Annotated in this window: 12 protein-coding genes and 1 tRNA gene; 9 read left to right on the forward strand and 4 right to left on the reverse strand. The window is 71.2% G+C overall.

All coding sequences use genetic code 11. The features are described 5' to 3' along the window. Positions 1–11 precede the first annotated feature (11 nt). The 3 genes from AC5YDV_RS04675 to AC5YDV_RS04685 all read right to left on the reverse strand — a co-directional run bounded on the left by AC5YDV_RS04675 (position 12) and on the right by AC5YDV_RS04685 (position 4,822). A complete protein-coding gene (locus AC5YDV_RS04675) occupies positions 12–1,448 on the reverse strand; it encodes a uracil-xanthine permease family protein (RefSeq protein WP_496183200.1) in 1,437 nt (478 codons plus the stop codon). A 76-nt stretch (positions 1,449–1,524) separates the two neighbouring features. Next, a complete protein-coding gene (locus tag AC5YDV_RS04680; protein ID WP_496183201.1) occupies positions 1,525–3,126 on the reverse strand; it encodes an ABC transporter substrate-binding protein in 1,602 nt (533 codons plus the stop codon). A 124-nt stretch (positions 3,127–3,250) separates the two neighbouring features. Next, positions 3,251–4,822 carry a dolichyl-phosphate-mannose--protein mannosyltransferase gene (locus tag AC5YDV_RS04685; protein ID WP_496183202.1) on the reverse strand — a complete coding sequence of 524 codons (1,572 nt, stop codon included), beginning with the start codon at positions 4,820–4,822 and terminating at the stop codon, positions 3,251–3,253. A 23-nt stretch (positions 4,823–4,845) separates the two neighbouring features. On the opposite strand from AC5YDV_RS04685, the gene rsmI reads away from it, so the two are divergent. Genes rsmI through AC5YDV_RS04720 form a run of 7 tightly spaced genes read left to right on the forward strand, consistent with a single transcriptional unit; the run spans position 4,846 to position 11,883 of the window. Then, positions 4,846–5,697: a 16S rRNA (cytidine(1402)-2'-O)-methyltransferase gene (gene rsmI, locus AC5YDV_RS04690; RefSeq protein ID WP_496183231.1), complete on the forward strand. Its 852-nt coding sequence runs from the start codon at positions 4,846–4,848 to the stop codon at positions 5,695–5,697. Between the two features lie 58 nt (positions 5,698–5,755). After that, positions 5,756–6,619, forward strand: coding sequence for a TatD family hydrolase (locus AC5YDV_RS04695; RefSeq protein WP_496183203.1), 864 nt, complete (start codon positions 5,756–5,758; stop codon positions 6,617–6,619). Further along, the gene (gene rsmA / locus AC5YDV_RS04700; RefSeq protein WP_496183204.1) at positions 6,612–7,466 is read left to right on the forward strand and encodes a 16S rRNA (adenine(1518)-N(6)/adenine(1519)-N(6))-dimethyltransferase RsmA; all 855 of its coding nucleotides are present in this window, start codon (positions 6,612–6,614) and stop codon (positions 7,464–7,466) included. The genes AC5YDV_RS04695 and rsmA overlap by 8 nt, the downstream gene beginning before the upstream one ends. 54 nt (positions 7,467–7,520) lie before the next feature. After that, complete coding sequence (locus tag AC5YDV_RS04705; protein WP_496183205.1) at positions 7,521–8,453, forward strand: 4-(cytidine 5'-diphospho)-2-C-methyl-D-erythritol kinase; 933 nt, start codon at positions 7,521–7,523, stop codon at positions 8,451–8,453. Positions 8,454–8,498: 45 nt separating this feature from the next. After that, a complete protein-coding gene (locus AC5YDV_RS04710; protein WP_496183206.1) occupies positions 8,499–10,121 on the forward strand; it encodes a circularly permuted type 2 ATP-grasp protein in 1,623 nt (540 codons plus the stop codon). Beyond that, the gene (locus AC5YDV_RS04715) at positions 10,115–11,038 is read left to right on the forward strand and encodes an alpha-E domain-containing protein (RefSeq protein WP_496183207.1); all 924 of its coding nucleotides are present in this window, start codon (positions 10,115–10,117) and stop codon (positions 11,036–11,038) included. The genes AC5YDV_RS04710 and AC5YDV_RS04715 overlap by 7 nt, the downstream gene beginning before the upstream one ends. After that, a complete protein-coding gene (locus tag AC5YDV_RS04720) occupies positions 11,035–11,883 on the forward strand; it encodes a transglutaminase family protein (protein ID WP_496183208.1) in 849 nt (282 codons plus the stop codon). Before AC5YDV_RS04715 ends, AC5YDV_RS04720 begins: the two co-directional genes overlap by 4 nt. Positions 11,884–11,922: 39 nt before the next feature. Here AC5YDV_RS04720 and AC5YDV_RS04725 read toward each other — a convergent pair whose 3' ends face one another. Next, positions 11,923–12,540, reverse strand: a complete 618-nt coding sequence (locus tag AC5YDV_RS04725) for a TetR/AcrR family transcriptional regulator (protein WP_496183232.1) — start codon at positions 12,538–12,540, stop codon at positions 11,923–11,925. A gap of 270 nt (positions 12,541–12,810) precedes the next feature. On the opposite strand from AC5YDV_RS04725, the gene AC5YDV_RS04730 reads away from it, so the two are divergent. Both AC5YDV_RS04730 and AC5YDV_RS04735 read left to right on the forward strand, forming a co-directional pair. Next, positions 12,811–12,889: transfer RNA gene (locus AC5YDV_RS04730), tRNA-Gln, on the forward strand. A 271-nt stretch (positions 12,890–13,160) separates the two neighbouring features. Continuing rightward, on the forward strand, positions 13,161–17,945 hold the full coding sequence (locus tag AC5YDV_RS04735; protein WP_496183209.1) for a CARDB domain-containing protein: 4,785 nt from the start codon (positions 13,161–13,163) through the stop codon (positions 17,943–17,945). The last annotated feature ends 5 nt before the right edge of the window (positions 17,946–17,950 follow it).

Here is a 17,950-nt window from a genome sequence, read left to right on the forward strand (position 1 = left end):
CGGGCGCCCAGTCACACGCGCGTGTCGTGGTCCTTGTAGGCACCCGGGGCGTCCACGATCAGCACCGCACCATCGGCGGCCGCCTTCATCTCCGCGGGCGCCAGCCACCGGGCGAGGTGGTAGACGAGCACGGTCACGAGGGTGCCGAAGGCGATGCCGCCGAGGACGAAGCTGTCGCTGAACTGGAGGGTGACGTCACCGACGCCGATGATGATGCCCGCCGAGACCGGGACGAGGTTCAGGGGATTCCCGAAGTCGACCTGGTTCTCCTTCCAGATCTTGGCGCCCAGCAGGCCGATCATGCCGTAGAGCACGACCGTGATGCCGCCCAGGACGCCACCCGGGGTGGCGGAGATGATGGCGCCGAACTTGGGGGAGAAGCCGAACACGATCGCCACGACCGCCGCGACGACGTAGGCGGCGGTGGAGTAGACGCGGGTGGCCGCCATCACGCCGATGTTCTCGGCGTACGTGGTGGTGGGGCCGGCGCCCGCGGCGGTCGCGATCATCGAGGTGAAGCCGTCCGCGCCGATGGCCTTGCCCATCTCGCCGTCGAGGTCGGCGCCGGTCATCTCCGCGACGGCCTTCACGTGGCCGGTGTTCTCGGCGATGAGGGCGATCACGACGGGCAGCGCGATCAGCGCGAAGGCGACGTTGAACGTCGGCAGGTGGAAGCCGACCACGTTGTTCGCGCCGTGGAGGGTCCACGAGCCGAGGTCGGTGACGGGCGGCAGGCCGAACCAGGGCGCCGCAGCCACCCCGGACCAGTCGACCCGCAAGTGCGTCGTCGCCTCGCCGGCGGCGGGGGAGAACGAGGTGATGGGCCCGGTCGCGAGGTCGAGGATCCACGAGAGCACGTAGCCGATGATCAGCGACAGGAAGATCGCGATGCGGCTCATGAATCCGCGCACGCCCACTGACAGGACCACGACGACGAGCATCGTGATGACGGCCACCCACTGGTCCTGCGGCCAGTAGGTCCTGGCGACCACGGGGGCCAGGTTGAAGCCGATCAGCATGACGACGGCGCCGGTGACCACGGGCGGCAGAGCCTTGTGGATCACGCCCGAGCCGGCGTAGTGGACGATGACGCCGGCGATGAGCAGCGCGACGCCCACCCAGAACATCGCGCCGGACACGTGGGTCGGGTTGCCGCCGGCGGCGTAGATCGCCGTGGCCACACCGACGAAGGACGCCGACGAGCCCAGGTAGGACGGCACCCGACCCTTCACCACGGCCAGGAAGATCAGCGTCGCGATGCCGGACATCATGATCGCCAGCTGGGGGTTGAGACCCATCAGGATCGGGAACACGAACGTCGCCCCGAACATCGCGACCACGTGTTGGGCGCCCAACCCGATGGTCTTCCCCCAACCCAGCCGCTCGTCAGGGGCGACGACCGCCCCGGGCTTGAGGGTTCCGTCTCCGTGCAGCTTCCACAGGGCCATGCCGCGTCCTCACCTCCGTGCCCGGAACCAGCGTCCGGGCAAACGGCTGCACTCTACTCCCCGGATGCCCCGCGGGTCAGGAGGTCCAGCCCACGTCCTCCCACTCCACGGTGGCGAACGCGTGCGCCCCGAGGTTCGCGACCCCGGAGCGGACGGCGACGTACTCGGGCTCCTGGTGGAGCGGGATCGTCACGACGTCCTGCCACAACAGACGGGCGAGCTGGCTGGCCTGGTCGGCGCGCCGGACCGGATCGACCTCGCTCCCGACCCGCTTGGCCAGGTCGGACGCCCCGGCGACGTCCCCGGTGCCCTCCGGGAGCCGGGCCAGGGGGAACGCGCTCATGCGGACCGACACCGGCGCCAGGTCGGCGTCGCCCGTGACAGGGATGACCGTGACACCCACGGCGCCGAGTTGCTGGGTGAGGTCACTGAGCTCGGCAGCGGCATGGGCGTCGCCGACCGGCCGCTGGAAGGTCACCACCAAGGCGCGGCCGTCCTTCAGCCGGCGGCTGCCGTCCAGCACCCACCCCGCCTCGTCCAGCATCTTGCCCGCCCGGACGGGGTCGAAGCCCAGTCCGGTGGCGCGCGCCTGGTCTGCGTAGCCGGGCTGGGTCGGGAGCAGCAGGGTGTTCGACCAGGCGCGCGGTGGCTCGGTCCCCTGGGGAAGCTCGGTGAGACCCACCGCGGAGCGGTCGAGCGCCATCAGGATCGCCTGCCGGACGGCCACGTCCGCGAGCGCTCCCGTACGCGACACCCGCAGCGCGCGGCCGGTGGTGCCGGGAGCGGACCGGACGGCCGTGTCCGCGGCGACCCGCGACTGCGTGAGGCGGTCGGAGTCGGCGCCCGTCTCCCAGACGTCGAGCTCGTTGTGCTGGAACGCGGCGGCCAGGGCCTCGTCCGGAACCGTCCGGAACATGATGGTCTCGAGCCTCGGGCGGTCGCCCCACCACAGGGGGTTCCGCTCGAGCGTGACCAGGCCCTGCACCTTGTCGACGTGGGTGACCATGAACGGTCCGGCGTACCGGGCGGCCCCGTAGCTCCCCCACGAGAAGGCGTCGGCGCTCGCGAGGTCGACGGCCCGCTCCGGTCCCGCGACCAAGGGCTGAGCCCAGTCGGGGTCGACCGCGGTGTGGGTGATGACGACGACGTGCGGGTTCTGCCCCTGGCGGACCTCCGCCACGCGCTCCCAGCCGTCCGTGGTGGCGGGGCGGACGCCGTCGACCTGGCCCGACGCCGCGCGCCACGTGGCGACCCAGTCGGCAGCGGTGATCGGGCTCCCGTCGCCCCAGACGGCCCGCTCGTCGAGTTGCAGGGTCACCACCGTGTGGCCGCCGCCGTGCGAGACGGTGAGGTCGGAGATGAAGTCGGGGTTGGCCGTCGCCCGGCCCGCGGCGTCCAGCGTGACGTGCGCGGGTGTCAGGGGGGCGAGGACGCGCTGGGTGTCGGCGTCCGCGGCCGGGTGGCGGGGGTTCCACTGCGTCGGCAGGTGGCTGATGGGGAACCGCAGCAGGCCACCGTCACGGACGCGCTCCCGCGGCTGGGGGTTGATGTCGCGCTCGGCGTCGGCGGACACGGGGGGCGGGGTGCTCGGCTCCGGAACGGTCTGGGCCGTGCACGCCACCAGGAGCATGGCCGCGAGGGCGCCGGCGAGCGCGTGGGGGCGCGGCGGCTTTCTCACGGGTGGATCCTCCTGGGGGTCCTTGAGGCTGGGACAACGGATTTCACCCTAGTTCCGGCGAGCGACGGGCATGCCGTGTTGCGGTCACGATTCAGGCACCAACGGTCACGATTCGGACAAGGACTCAGATCCAGGAGCGCAACCACATGCGGGCCCACCACTGCCCGTGCGGAATCACCACGTCCGCCAGCACCGGGTACAGGTAGGCGAAGTTCGCGGCCACGAGACCGACAGCCAGGCCGGCGATGATCGCGCCGACCCGTCGGCTCGGGGCCCGGGCAGGGCCGAGCACCAGCCCGAGTGCCATGGCCAGCGCGATCGTCGAGAACGGGATGATGGTGATCGCGTAGAAGAAGAAGACCGGGCGGTCGGTGGTGGCGAACCAGGGCACGTAGGTCGCGGCGGCGCCCAGGACCGGGACGCCGAACCGCCAGTCGCGGCCGCCCAGCCACCAGATCAGGGCGACGACCAGGGCGGCGGCGGCCATCCACCACAGGATCGGGGTGCCCATGCCGGTGATGACGGCGACGCACTTCTCGGTGCCCGGGGGGCACCCCTGGGTCCCGCCGAGGATGTCGTTCTCGGAGTGGAAGCTCGTGGGCCGCAACATGAGCAGCCAGCCCGCCGGGTGCGCGTTGTAGGCGTGCTCCTGGCTCCGGATGTAGTCACCGGTGTGGAACGCGAGGATCTCGCGGTGGTAGTTCAACAGCGAGGCGAGGCCCTCGCCGAACGCGGACACCCACGGGTGGTCGGGGTTCTTGCTCCCCCAGTCACGCCCCCAGGCTCCCGAACTGGTCAGCCAGCCCGCCCACGAGGCCACGTAGACGACGAGGGCGGTGACGACGATCGACACGAACGCGAGCACGCCCTCGCGCAACAGGGCCGTCCAGGACCGGAACCCGGCGCCGGCCAGTCGGCGGGCCCCGACGTCCCACAGGACGGTGAGGATGCCGAAGATCGCGATCACGTACACGGAGTTCCACTTCACGCCCGTGGCGAGGCCGAACAGGACGCCGGCCGTCCAGCGCCACGGACGCCACCACAGGAGCGGGCCGAAGGAGCCGGCCAGCGTCGTCGTGCCGCGGGCCTCCACCGCATCGGCGAGGCGATGCCGGTGGTGGTCCCGGTCGGCCACGAGCGCGGCGACGCCGGCGACGATGAACGTGGCCTGGAAGATGTCGAGGAGCGCGATGCGGCTCATCGTGAACGCGAGCCCGTCGAGGGTCAGCATGAGGCCGGCCATCGCGCCGATGAGCAGGGAGCGGGAGAGTCGCCGGGCCAGGCGGATCGTGGCGACCACCAGCAGCGACCCGAACACCACCGCCATGATCCGCCAGCCGAAGGTGTTCAGCCCGAACACTGCCTCCCCCAGGGCGATCAGCCACTTGCCGACCGGGGGGTGGGCGATGAAGGACCCGGCGGTTCCCAGCGAGGACGCATCGCCGACCAGCACCTGCGGGTTGGCGATGTCAGAGGCGGCCCACGTCGCCTCGTAGCCCAGCGTGAGCAGGGACCAGGCGTCCTTGGCGTAGTAGGTCTCGTCGAAGACGACAGCGTGGGGGCGCGCCACGTCGACCAGGCGGATGATGAAGGCGAGCAGTCCGATGGAGAGCGTCACGGCCCAGCCGGTCCACGGGTTCCCCGGGACGCCGTCGCGCAGGCGGTCCAGGGTGCTGGGGGCGGCCGGGCTCGTCACCGGGCCATGCTATCCACGCCATACTGGGGCCCATGACCGACGGTGTGCTCGTCCTTGCCGCGACGCCCATCGGGGACGTCGCCGATGCCAGCCCAGCCATGATCAAGGCGCTGGTCGAGGCGGACGTGATCGCCGCCGAGGACACCCGGAGGCTCCGCGACCTGCTCCGCCGCCTCGGCGTGGAGACCGCTGCGCGCGTCGTGTCCTACTTCGACGGGAACGAGGCCTCGCGGGTCGGCACCCTGATGGACGCCCTGCTCGCCGGGGAACGCGTCGTCGTCGCCACCGACGCCGGGATGCCCGCGGTCTCCGACCCCGGCTTCCGCATCGTCCAGGCGGCCATCGAGGCGGGAATCCGGGTGACCGCGGTCCCCGGCCCGTCCGCCGTCCTGACCGCCCTCGCGATCTCGGGCCTGCCCACGGACCGCTTCTGCTTCGAGGGGTTCGTCTCCCGGAAGCAGGGGGAGCGTCGTCGCGCGCTGGCCGCGTTGGCCCGCGAGGAGCGCACGATGGTGTTCTTCGAGGCGCCGCACCGGTTGGCTGACTTCCTCGCCGACGCGCGCGACGCGCTGGGCGCCGACCGCCCCGCCGCCGTGTGCCGGGAGCTGACCAAGACGTACGAGGAGGTCGTGCGCGGCGGACTGAGTGAGCTCGCCGAGTGGGCGACCGGGGAGGTCCGCGGCGAGATCACCGTGGTCGTGTCCGGGGCGTCCGGGCCGGCGGTCGGCGTCGAGGACGCCGTCGCCGAGGTCCTCGCCCGCGTGGAGGCCGGCGAGCGGCTGAAGCCGGCCGTCGCCGAGGTCGCTGCGGCCTCGGGGCTGGCCAAGAACGTGCTGTACGAAGCGGCGCTCACTGCTCGGCGCCAGACGCCGTGACGTCGTCCCCCGCAGTCGGGGAACAAGTTCACCCTGTCGTGCGTGGGAAGATGGCGCGGTGACCGCTGAGCTGCCGCAGGCCCCCGAACCACTGGCCGTGCCGACCACGGATGCCCACACCCACCTCGGCACGACCACGCGCAAGACCGAGCTGTCGACGGCCGACGCCATCGCCCGAGCCCGAGCCGTGGGGGTCCACCGCCTGGTCGACGTCGGCTACGACCTGCCCAGCTCGCGGGCCGCCGTTGCCGTGGCCGAGGAGTTCGACGCCGTCATCGCCACGATCGCGATCCACCCGCACGACGTCGTCGAGCTCGGTGACGGCCTCGACGAGGCGTTGCGTGGCGTGGAGGCGCTGCTGGGCACGTCGGACCGGATCCGCGGCGTGGGGGAGACTGGCCTGGACCACTACTGGGTCAAGGACGAGACCGGCCGCGCCCGCCAGAAGGACGCGTTCGCCGCCCACATCGGCTGGGCCAGGGCACACGACCTGGCCCTTGTGATCCACGACCGGGACGCCCACGACGACGTCCTCGGCGTGCTGGACGCCGAGGGGTGGCCGGAGCGCGTCCAGATGCACTGCTTCTCCGGCGACGCCACGTTCGCCCGCCGGTGCCTGGACCGCGGGGCGCACCTGTCGTTCCCGGGCACGGTCACCTTCAAGGCCAACGGGGACCTGCGCGAAGCCGCACGCATCACCCCACTGGATCGCCTCCTGGTCGAGACCGACGCCCCCTACCTGACGCCGGTGCCGTCGCGGGGGCGTCCGAACGCCAGCTACCTGCTGCCCCACACCGTGCGCTTCCTCGCCGACCTGCGCGGCGAGGACACCGACGTCCTCTGCGCCGCCCTGGACGCCAACGCCACGGCCCTCTTCGGCGATTGGGTGCCGTCGAAGAGCTTGGGAAACAGCCATGGCTGACGCACTCCTGGACCCGCGGACGATCCGCGAGCTCGCCGCCGAGCTGGACCTGCGCCCCACCAAGCAGCGCGGCCAGAACTTCGTGCACGACGCCAACACGGTGCGGCGCATCGTCGCCGCGTCCGGGATCACGCCCGATGACGTCGTGCTCGAGATCGGGCCTGGCCTGGGCTCGCTGACGCTGGGCCTGCTCGAGGTGGCCCGCCACGTGCACGTGATCGAGATCGAACCGTCGCTGGCGCGCCGCCTGCCCCGGACCGTCGCCGAACGCCTCCCCGAGGGCGCCGACAAGCTCACCGTCGTCGAGTCGGACGCCCTCGACGTGACCGAGCTGCCCGACCCGCAGCCCACCGCCGTGGTGGCGAACCTGCCCTACAACGTGAGCGTGCCCGTGCTGCTGCACGTGCTGGCGCTGTGGCCGTCGATCGAGCGGGGCCTGGTCATGGTCCAGCTCGAGGTGGCCGACCGGCTCGTCGCGCCCCCGGGCTCGAAGGTGTACGGCGTGCCCAGCGCGAAGCTCGCGTGGTACGCCGAGTCGTCCCGCGTCGGGACCGTCCCGCCGAAGGTGTTCTGGCCGGTTCCGAACGTGGATTCGGGGTTGGTCCGGCTGACCCGCCGCGAGCCGCCCGTCACGTCCGCCACCCGCAGCGACGTGTTCAAGGTCGTCGACGCGGCGTTCGCGCAGCGGCGCAAGATGCTGCGCGGCGCGTTGTCGGGGCTGTTCGGGAGCAGCGCGTCCGCCGCTGCGGCCTTGCAGGCCGCCGGGGTGGATCCGCAGGCTCGGGGGGAGGTCCTCGGCATCGCCGACTTCGCCCGGATTGCGGAGCAGTTGCCGTCCCTGGCCTGATCCCGTGGCCGCCCGACCTTCCCCACCGGCGGCGGGGCTGGTAGACAAGGGCTCATGACCGCGAGTGAGGCCGCGCCCGACCACGTGAAGGTTCGGGCCCCGGGCAAGGTGAACCTTGCCCTTCGGGTGGGCGGCCTGCGTGAGGACGGCTACCACTCCTTGGCGACGGTGTTTCAAGCGCTCTCCCTGTTCGACGACCTCGGCGCACGCGCGGCCGAGCCCGGCTCGTACGACATCACCGTGGCCGGCGACCAGGCCCACCTCGTCCCGGCGGACGACTCCAACCTGGCCGTGAGGGCGGCCCGCCTGCTGGCCGCCCGACACGGCGGTGAGGACCGCTACGGCGCGCACCTCTCGATCCGCAAGACGATCCCGGTGACGGGCGGCATGGCCGGCGGGTCCGCGAACGCCGCGGCCGCGCTGGTCGCGTGCTCCGCGCTGTGGGGGATCGACATCAACCCCGACGAACTGCTCGAGCTGGGCGCCGAACTCGGCGCCGACGTCCCGTTCTGCCTGCTGGGTTCCACCGCGCTGGGGCACGGGCGCGGCGACGACCTCGTCCCGGTGCTCAGCCGCGGGGGCTACCACTGGGTGCTCGCGCTGCCCGACGTGGAGTTGTCCACGCCGGCCGTCTTCCGTCGCTTCGACGAGCTGAACCCGGACGCCGACCCGACGCCCCCGCCCGTCCCGCCCGAGCTGCTGGAGGGCCTGGCCTGCGGGGACGTCCGCCGCGTCGCCCAGCACCTCGTGAACGACCTCCAGCCCGCCGCGATCTCGCTGCGCCCGCACCTCGCCGACCTGCTGGACGCCGGCGTCGCGGCCGGGGCGCTGGCCGGGATCGTGTCCGGTTCAGGACCCACCTGTGCCTTCCTGGCGGCCAATGAGGACGCCGCCGTCCGGCTCTCGAACGAGATCAGCACGCTGGGGATGTGCCGGACGGTGCGCAGGGCATCCGGGCCGGTTCCGGGTGCCCGCCAGCTCGCCTGATGGGGTTTGACGTCCAGCGCGGGGGGACCCCCTAAGCTGCGCTCCATGGCGCTGTTCCACTCCTATCCCCAAGGCCTCGCCTGGGACGAGATGATCGCCCGCGACGGCGGGCCCCGCGCCCCGTACGAAGTCATGCACGACACCCTCAGCCGCCTCGGTCCCGCCGAGCTCGCCGAGCGCGCCGACCAACTCGCGCGCAGCTATGTCGACCAGGGCGTCACCTTCGACTACGCCGGGGAGGAGCGGGCCTTCCCGCTCGACCTGGTGCCCCGCATCATCCCCGCGGACGAGTGGGACGTCATCGACCGGGGCGTCCAGCAGCGGGTGCGTGCCCTGGAGGCGTTCCTGAGCGACGTGTACGCCCACGAGGGGCAGTTCCCGCGCGTGGTCGACGACGGGATCCTGCCGTACGAGCTCATCGTCAGCTCGAAGCACTTCCACCGGGCGGTGTCGGGTCTGCGGCCGCACAACGGCGTCCGGGTGCACGTGTCGGGCATCGACCTGATCCGCGACGAGGAGGGCACCTTCCGCGTGCTGGAGGACAACGTCCGCGTGCCGTCGGGCGTCTCCTACGTCATCTCGAACCGGCGGGCTTTGACCAACACGTTCCCCGAGGCGTTCCAGGCGTTGCGCATCCGTCAGGTGCACGACTACCCCCGTCACCTGCTGCGTGCGCTCCGCGCCGCGGCCCCGGACGGGAACCCGAACCCGACCGTCGTCGTCCTGACCCCGGGCGTCTACAACTCCGCCTACTTCGAGCACTCCCTGCTGGCCCGCATGATGGGCGTCGAGCTCGTCGAGGGCCGCGACCTCATCTGCACCGGCGGCACCGTCCGCATGCGCACGACCCGCGGCGACCAGCAGGTCGACGTCATCTACCGGCGCGTGGACGACGACTTCCTCGACCCGGTGCACTTCCGCCCCGACTCGATGCTGGGGGTCCCGGGGCTGATCAACGCCGTCCGCGCCGGACGCGTGACCGTCGCGAACGCCGTCGGCAACGGGGTGGCCGACGACAAGCTCCTGTACTCGTACGTGCCCCACTTCATCCGCTACTACCTGGACGAGGACCCGATCATCCCGAACGTCGACACCTTCCGGTGCGTCGAGCCGGACGCGCTGCGCCACGTGCTCGCCCACCTCGACCAGATGGTCGTCAAGCCGGTGGACGGCTCGGGGGGCAAAGGCCTGGTCATCGGCCCCGAGGCCGATGGCCAGACCCTCGACACGCTGCGTGCCCGGCTCCAGGAGGACCCGCGCGGCTGGATCGCCCAGCCGGTCGTCCAGTTGTCCACGGTGCCCACGCTCGTCGACGGCGAGTTCAAGCCGCGTCACGTCGACCTGCGTCCGTTCGCGGTCAACGACGGCGAGACGGTGACGGTTCTGCCCGGTGGGTTGACGCGGGTCGCGCTTCCGGAGGGGGAGTTGGTGGTGAACAGCTCCCAGGGCGGTGGTTCCAAGGACACTTGGGTCCTGGCCCGCCCCGAGCGCGTCGAGCCGGTCGAGGGCGCGGACGAGGGTGGCCTGGAGACCACCGAGATCGTCGTCATGGCCGCGCCCGACGAATTCACCGAGGAGGCCGTCCGGTCGGTCAAGGAGCAGCAGAAGCAGCAGCAGCAGGCGGCCCGGGTCGCGGCGCTCGTCGAGGCTGGAGGATCGTCGTGCTGAGCCGTATCGCCGAGTCCCTGTTCTGGATCGGCCGCTACGTCGAGCGCGTCGACGGCACCGCGCGCCTGGTCGACGTCGTCCGGCTCTCGATGCTCGAGGGCGGGTTCGGCCCGAACGACGACTCGGCCAACATGGTGCTGAGCGTCGTCATGGGCGGCGACCCGGACGAGAAGGTCACCTACACCGACCTTCGCGACCGGCTCGTCTTCGACGCCGGCAGCGCCAGCTCCATCACCGGGTCCTTCAACGCGGCCCGCGACAACGCGCGTCGCGCCCGCGAGACGCTGTCGACCGACCTGTGGGAGGCCATCAACACCGCGTGGCTGCGGTGGGGGCGCCTCGGCTCCCCGGACGGAACGGCGCGTCACCTGTCGTGGGCCCGCGAGCGGTCCATCCTGATCAGCGGCATCGCGGACTCGACGATGAACCACGACGAGGCCTGGGACTTCCTGGTGCTCGGGCGCTACCTCGAGCGCGCCGACATGACCGCGCGCATCATCACGACCGGCACCCTCCCGATCGGCGGCCTGTCGTGGCAGTCGGTCCTGAGCTCCTGCGGCGGCAACCAGGCGTTCATGCGGAGCAACCAAGGCTTGTTCAGCGACCGCAACGTGGCCGCGTTCCTGGTGCTCAACCGCCAGTTCCCCCGCTCGGTCCTGTACGCGCTCGCCGAGGCGGAGTCGGCGCTGGCCCGTCTCGATCCGGACGAGACCCCCATCGGGTTCACCGGGGAGGGGCGGCGCCTGCTGGGCCGGATCCGCACCTCGCTGGAGTACCGCCTCCCGGCCAGCATCATGAACGAGTTGCCCCAGCAGATGCTGCGCGTGCAACAGATGGTCACGGCCGTGTCGGACGCCGTGGGTGCCCGCTATTTCCCGGGCGGGCCGGAACAGTCCTGGACGGAGGAGCACCGGTGAGCCCCCAGCGCTACCGCGTGGTGCACGCGAGCACGTACGCCTACACCGGCCCCATCAGTGCCTCCCACAACGAGGTGCGGATGACCCCGCTCACCGAGGAGGGTCAGGCCACCCTGGAGTCCCGGCTGCGCATCCGTCCGCTCACCTGGTCGAACTCCTACCGCGACTACTTCGGCACGCAGGTGACCGCGCTGGAGGCGTCCGGCCTCCACGACGCGCTGGAGCTGGAGGCCATCTCGACGGTCGAGCGGTACCCCGTGGACCCCGTCCTGGGGCCGGCGACCTGGGAGGCGCTGCGCGACTGGACCGTTCGCGACCGCTGCTTCGAGTACTTGGAGAAGCGCCCGCTCACCGCGCTCCCCGAGGACGTCCTCGACGCGTTCGCCGCGGCGGCCCACGGGCGGGACCCGGAGGCGTCCGTCGAGGCCGTTCTCGCCGTCGTGCGCGGACACCTCGACTACCAGGCCGGCGTGACCGTGGCGACCACGGTCGCGGCCGAGGCGTGGGCCGAGGGCAAGGGTGTGTGCCAGGACTTCGTCCACGCCACGCTCGGCGGACTGCGCCACCTGGGCATCCCGGCCCGGTATGTGTCCGGCTACCTCATGCCGGACGCCGCCGCCCCGCTGGGGCAGCCGGTCACGTCCGAGTCGCACGCCTGGGTGGAGTGGTTCGACGGCGAGGGCTGGCGGGCCGTGGACCCGACCAACGACCAACCGGTGTCGCTCGGCCACATCGCGGTCGCGCGCGGGCGGGACTACGAGGACGTCGCGCCCTTCAAGGGCGTGTACCTGGGCGACCAGGACGCCGACCTGACCGTGGCGGTGACGATCACGCGGCTGAGCTGATCGGCGGCTGAGCCAACCGGTGGCGGAGGGCGGAGCCCGTCACTCCACGTCGGTGACCCGCAGGACCGGCTGAGGGTGCAACCGTTGCATGCCGTGCCAGGCCAGGTTGACCAGGTGGGCGGCGACCTGGGGCTTGGTGAGGGTGGTGTTCTCGCGGGACTCCACCCACCACTGCCCGGCCAGTGCCACCAGGCCGACGAGCATCTGGGAGTACAGGGGAGCGGTCCCGGGGTCGAAGCCGCGGCGCTGGAACTGGGCCGCGAGCAGGCCCTCCACGCGACTGGCGATGGACGACAGGATCGTCTGGAAGCTGCCGCCCCGCGAGTACGGGGACGAGTCGCGGCTGATGATGCGGAACCCGTCCGGCTCCTCCTCGATGTAGTCGAGGAGGGCGAGCGTGCCGAGCTCGATCAGCGAGCGGGGGTCGGTGTTGGGGCGGCTGATCGCGGCATAGATCGAGTCGTGCAGGCGACGGACCTCACGGTCGACGACGACGTCGTAGAGGCCCTCCTTGCCCCCGAAGTGCTCGTACACGACGGGCTTGCTCACCTCGGCGTGCCCGGCGATCTCCTCGACGCTGGTGCCGTCGAGCCCCTTCTCGGCGAACAGCGCGCGGGCCACCTCGATGAGCTGCTCCCGTCGCTCCGCGCGCGTCATGCGGACGCGCCCGCGGCGGGCACGCGCGGTGGCGGGGTTGGACGAGGTCACCGGGCCAGTCTGGCCTGCTCGGGCGAAACCTGCCAATGGGACCCCCGCCGAGGGCTCCCCTTCAAGCTGCCGAGGGCTCGGCTTCCCGGCGCCGAGGGCTCCCCTTCACCGCGCCGAGGGCTCCCCTTGACCGTGCCGAGGGCTCCACGCAGGCCCGCGAGTGGGCACGATGGCCTGCCTGTGGCCTAGACTCGGCTGTCGGACGCCGGCGGCGTCCGAACCCCGGTTGGTCTTTCGGCAGGGCCCGCCTGACTTTGAATCAGGATTAGCGAAGTAGGTTCGACTCCTACCCGGGGTGCTCGACGGTCACGGCCGTCCTGACCTCGGTCATGCTCAGTGGCCCCGCGGCAATTCTGGCGCCCACATGGAGGACGGACCGAGGCACGCCAACCGCCTCCGCGGTCCTGCCCCGTCGCGTGCCACGGCGCATCCCAGTCGCACGCAACTCATACGCACCTCGCACACCAGTCGCGCCCACGCCGGCCGGAGGTGGATTGCACGCGGGCAGGTCGACGATGACGAGGACAGCTTCCGTGCCCCACTCCCACGCGCCCGACAGGAGCGACGTCATGAACGCCGAATCCGCCAAGAAGTTCCGAGTCCCCGTCGTCCACCTCGTCCTCGCGTTCGTCCTGGTCCTCTCGGGCCTGCTCGGCGCGGCGCCGGCGCAGGCGGATCCGGCCAGCCCCTTGGTGGTGACGCAGACCGCCACGCCGAGTCCCGTCGCCTCGGGCAACGAACTGACGTACTCCATCACGGTCACCAACGCCGGCGGGGCCCAGGTCACCAACGTCAACCTGACCGACCAGGTGAACGGTGTCGGGGGTATCGGCACGCCGCCCCAACTGGTGTTGACCAGCACGGCCGGAACCTGCGCGCAGACGAGCCTCAAGGTCACCTGTTCCCTCGGCAGCCTCAGCGGCCGGGCGTCGGCCACGGTCACCATCCGCGGCGTGGTCACCGCGCCCGCGGGCAGCACCCTGAACAACACCGTGTCGGTGACGGGAACCAAGGCGGCGCAGAACTTCACGACGTCGTCCACGCTGCAGACCCTCGTGTCGGGCACGATCGGCGGAGGCGGAGGCGGCACGCTGCCCGACCTGACCCTGAGCAAGACGGGCCCCTCCAGCGTGGTCGTCGACTCGTCGTTCAACTACGTGCTCACCGTCAACAACGTGGGCGGCGTGCCCGCCTCCGGCATCACGGTGGTGGACACGCTCCCGGCCGGCGTCGCGTTCGTCTCCGCGGACGCCACCAGCCTGTTCACCTGCTCGCCGAGCGGCGACCCCGTCACCGTGACGTGCACCGGCGGCAGCGTGAACGCCGGTGCCAACGGCACCATCACCCTGCGCGTGACCGCCCCCGCGGGCGCGACCAACCTGGCGAACACCGCCTCGGTCGATCCCGGCAACACGGTCGAGGAGTCGAACGAACTCAACAACGCCTCGGCGACCGTGAGTACCGCGGTGACGTCCGCACCGGCCCCGCAGGGCCTGACCATCACGAACGTCGATGCCCCGGACCCGGTCACGCCCGGCTCCCTGCTGACCTACACGATCGTCGTGACCAACACGTCGACGACGCGCGCCGACGACGTGGTGACGGTCGACGGTACCCAGGGACTGGAGGCCGCCAGCATCACCGCGAGCCAAGTCGTGGTCAACGGCACGATCGGCAACACGGGCGGTTGCGTGGTGTCCGCACCGGAGGTGACCTGCTCGCTCCGCACGCTCAACCCCGGCGGCAGCCAGACCATCACCATCACCGGCCAGGTGACCCTCCCGGCCGGCGCGAAGATCCTCAACACGGCGACGGCGACGGCGAACCTCAAGAACGTCGGCGTCCGGGCGACCGCGCAGGCCCAGACCGTCGTCAAGCCGGCCGTCGACCTCTCGGTCACCAAGGCGGACGCCCCTGACCCCGTCTGCGCGTCCTCGTGGCCCAGTGGTGCCACGCACCTGGCCCAGACCGCCACCGGAATGGCCCCGGCCGGCGGCGCGGTGCCGACGCTCCTCGCGGCGCCCGGCTGCCTCGGCGGCCTCACCTACACCGTGACCGTCGGCAACAGCGGCATCGAGGTCGCCGGCAATGTCACCGTGCGTGACCCGCTGCCCGCGGGCGTGCTCCTGGACAGCTACAGCAGCGACGCCGGCTTCACCTGTGCAGTGGACGCCGCGGGCGTCGTCACCTGCACGGGCGGCACGATCCCCGCCGAGTCGACCCGCACACTCACCCTGCTGGTCGTTCCTCCCGCCGGCGTGGGCACCATCAGCAACACGGTCACCGTCGATCCGAACAACGCTCTCTACGAGGCCGACGAGACCAACAACACGTTCTCCCAGACCACGCAGGTCAGCACGGGCATCGACCTCGTCGTCCGCAAGGACGACTCCCTGGTCGACCCACCGGGCGCCCAGAACGTGACCGCGGGGTTCGACCCCGTCGCCACCAGCGGCACCCAGACCTACACGATCACCGTCGACAACGTCGGCACCCAGGACGCCTCGGGCATCCGGCTGCGCGACACCCTGCCAGCGGGCACGCGGTTCCGCTCCGTGGGCTCCGACACCGCACATGGGTTCACCTGCAGCCACGACGGCTCACCCACCGGCGGCATCGTCGAGTGCGTCGGCGGGCACCTGCTCGGCACCAACGCCGAGTTCTATGACCCGGCCGGCCCGGTCGGTACGCCCAACACGGACGACTTCGCCACCATCACGATCGTCGTGTTCGCCATGCCGACCGTCGGCACCATGCACAACGAGGTCCGCGTCGACCCGCTCGACGAGATCGGCGAGTACGACGAGACCAACAACCTGGCCACCCAGGACACGACCGTCAGCACAGGCGACTCCACGATCGGTGCCTTCAACGAGTTGACGATCAGCAAGACGCAGACCGCCCCGGCCGGCAACACGGTCGCCACGAGCAGCGTCGTCGAGTACGACCTCGTGGTGGGCAACACGGGCACCGATCCGGCCACCAACGTGGTGCTGCGCGACACCCTGCCGGTGGGCTTCACCTACATCGAGGCCGCCGACACGACGCCCGGTCCCTTGGCGTTCACGTGCTCGGTCGCCGCGAGCGTCGTCACGTGCACCGGCGCGACGCTGAGTGGGACCGCGCTCTCCCAGTCCGGCGCTCCCCAGCAGCGGACGATCCACCTCAAGGCGTTCGCGTCGCCGATCCCCGGCACGTACACCAACACCGCGGTCGTCGACCCCGAGAACCTCATCCCCGAGGGTGACGAGTCGAACAACTCCGCCCAGGCCACCACCTCCGTGACAGTCGGGGCAGGGTTCATCGACCTGCGCATCGCCAAGAGCGGCCCGGCCGAGGTCCGTCCGAGCGGACAGATCAGCTACACCCTCACGGTGACGAACGCGGGCACCGACCCGGCGTTCAACGTGGTCGTCCGCGATGACCTCCCGGCCCAGTCGACGTTCGTGTCGGCGTCCGACACCGCTCCGAACACGCCGGGGTCGTTCGCCTGCAGCCTGCAGGGGACGTCCGTCGTCTGCACGGGCGGCACCCTCGACGGCAGCACCGACCTGGGCGGAGCCGCGCCCACCACCCGGACGATCAGCGTGGTCGTGATCGCCCCGCTGGACGTGGCGAGCCTGTCCGCTTCCCCGGCGGACGTGTTCGTCGACCTGGTCAACAACTCCACCATCGACCCGGGCAACGCCATCCCGGAGAGTGACGAGACCAACAACGCCGCGTCCGTGACCACCAAGGTGCGGCCGGGGGTGAACCTCACCATCGCCAAGTCCGGCCCCAGCTCTGCCAGCCAGAACACCCAGCAGGACTACCGCATCACCGTGACCAACAGCGGACCGGACAACGCCTACGGCGTCAAGGTCGTCGACACGCTGCCGATCGGGCTGATCCCGCTGTGGGTGGACGCCGGCACCAACTTCCGGTGCTCGGTCAGCGAGAACCCGGTCAACGTCGTGACGTGCATCGGTGACATGCCGCCAGGTGACGTCGAGATCACGGTGCACGTGTTCGTGACGGCCGAGAGCGGCCAGCTCGACAACGAGGCGTGCGTCGACCCGGACAGCACCGTCGCCGAGACGAACGAGACCGACAACTGTGCCCACCAGATCACCGTGGTGGTGCCCCCCAAGCCGGACCTGAGCATCAACAAGTCCGCCGACAAGGGCACGGTCACGGCCGGTGACTCGTTGACGTACATACTCACGGTGTCGAACGTCGGGGACGGGCCCACCACCGGTGCGATCGCGGTGACGGACGCGCTGCCCAGCCAGGTGGACTTCGTGAACGCGGACGGCACCAACGGGTTCGACTGCTCCGCGAGCGCCGCACCCAACGTGAGCTGCACCGGCCCCAGCCTGACCGCCGGTCAGTCGACGGTCATCACCGTGCACACCACCGTGAACAGCACGGCGACCGCGGCCTTCACCAACACGGCCACGGTGTCGACCGATGGCGCCGAGACCGTCACCGCGAACAACGCGGGCAGCGTGGGCGTCTCCGCGGGTGGGGCGAGTGTCGACCTCGTCGTCTCGCCGATCACGGACGCCCCGGACCCGGTCAACGTGAACGACGCCGTGACGTGGACGGTCGTCGTGACCAACGCCGGAACGGCGGAGGCGGGAACCTCCGCCGACCCGATGGAGGTGCGGATCGACCTGCCGCAGAACGGCATTTCGTTCACGTCCGCCGGCGGCAGCAACGGCTTCCTGTGTGGGACGCCGTCCGGGGCCGTGCTCACCTGCACCGGCGTCCTGCCGGGCGGTGGGAACACGACGATCACCGTCGTGGCCGGAGTGGTTCCCGGGACTCCGCCGACGCTTACGCTCACGGCCACCGCTGACCCGGGCCACCATGTGCCCGAGTCCAACGAGGGCAACAATGACGAGACCGCCGTCACCACGGTCGAGGGTGACCTCTGCACCGGCACGCCGTGCATCGACCTCGTCGCGGCCCAGGTCGTCGGGGCGCCCAGCCCCGTCCAGCAGGGCGGCACGGCGACGTTCACCACGACCGTGGTCAACGTGGGTGACCTGTCCACCGTGAACGCGGGGACGCCCAACGTGAAGGTCAACCTCTACGTGTTCGGAGCCACAGCCACCTCGTCGATGGGGGCGGCGCCGGCCGGCTTCACGTGTGCGCTCGACCCGTCGTCAGTCGTTGGGTTCGACTGGTGGGTGTGCACCGGTGACCTCGCAGGGGGCGCGGGAGCGACGTTCGCCACGACCGCGACCGCCCCGAACGCGGGGGACTTCTTCGCCGCCTCGACGTGGGTGGAATTGGCGCCGACGGCCCTGACCACTGAGTTCACCAACGCCAACAACTACGCCGACTACACCGTCATGGTCGTCAGCTGAGGGGG

The sequence above is a fragment of the Propioniciclava sp. LT432 genome (genome assembly GCF_059515965.1).

Bases quoted from the DNA above. Each gene is read 5' to 3' on its own strand.
- AC5YDV_RS04725 (WP_496183232.1), bottom strand. From the start codon at position 12,540: ATGACGCGCGCGGAGCGACGGGAGCAGCTCATCGAGGTGGCCCGCGCG.
- rsmA (WP_496183204.1), top strand. From the start codon at position 6,612: ATGGCTGACGCACTCCTGGACCCGCGGACGATCCGCGAGCTCGCCGCC.
- AC5YDV_RS04705 (WP_496183205.1), top strand. From the start codon at position 7,521: ATGACCGCGAGTGAGGCCGCGCCCGACCACGTGAAGGTTCGGGCCCCG.
- AC5YDV_RS04675 (WP_496183200.1), bottom strand. From the start codon at position 1,448: ATGGCCCTGTGGAAGCTGCACGGAGACGGAACCCTCAAGCCCGGGGCG.
- AC5YDV_RS04710 (WP_496183206.1), top strand. From the start codon at position 8,499: ATGGCGCTGTTCCACTCCTATCCCCAAGGCCTCGCCTGGGACGAGATG.
- AC5YDV_RS04735 (WP_496183209.1), top strand. From the start codon at position 13,161: ATGAACGCCGAATCCGCCAAGAAGTTCCGAGTCCCCGTCGTCCACCTC.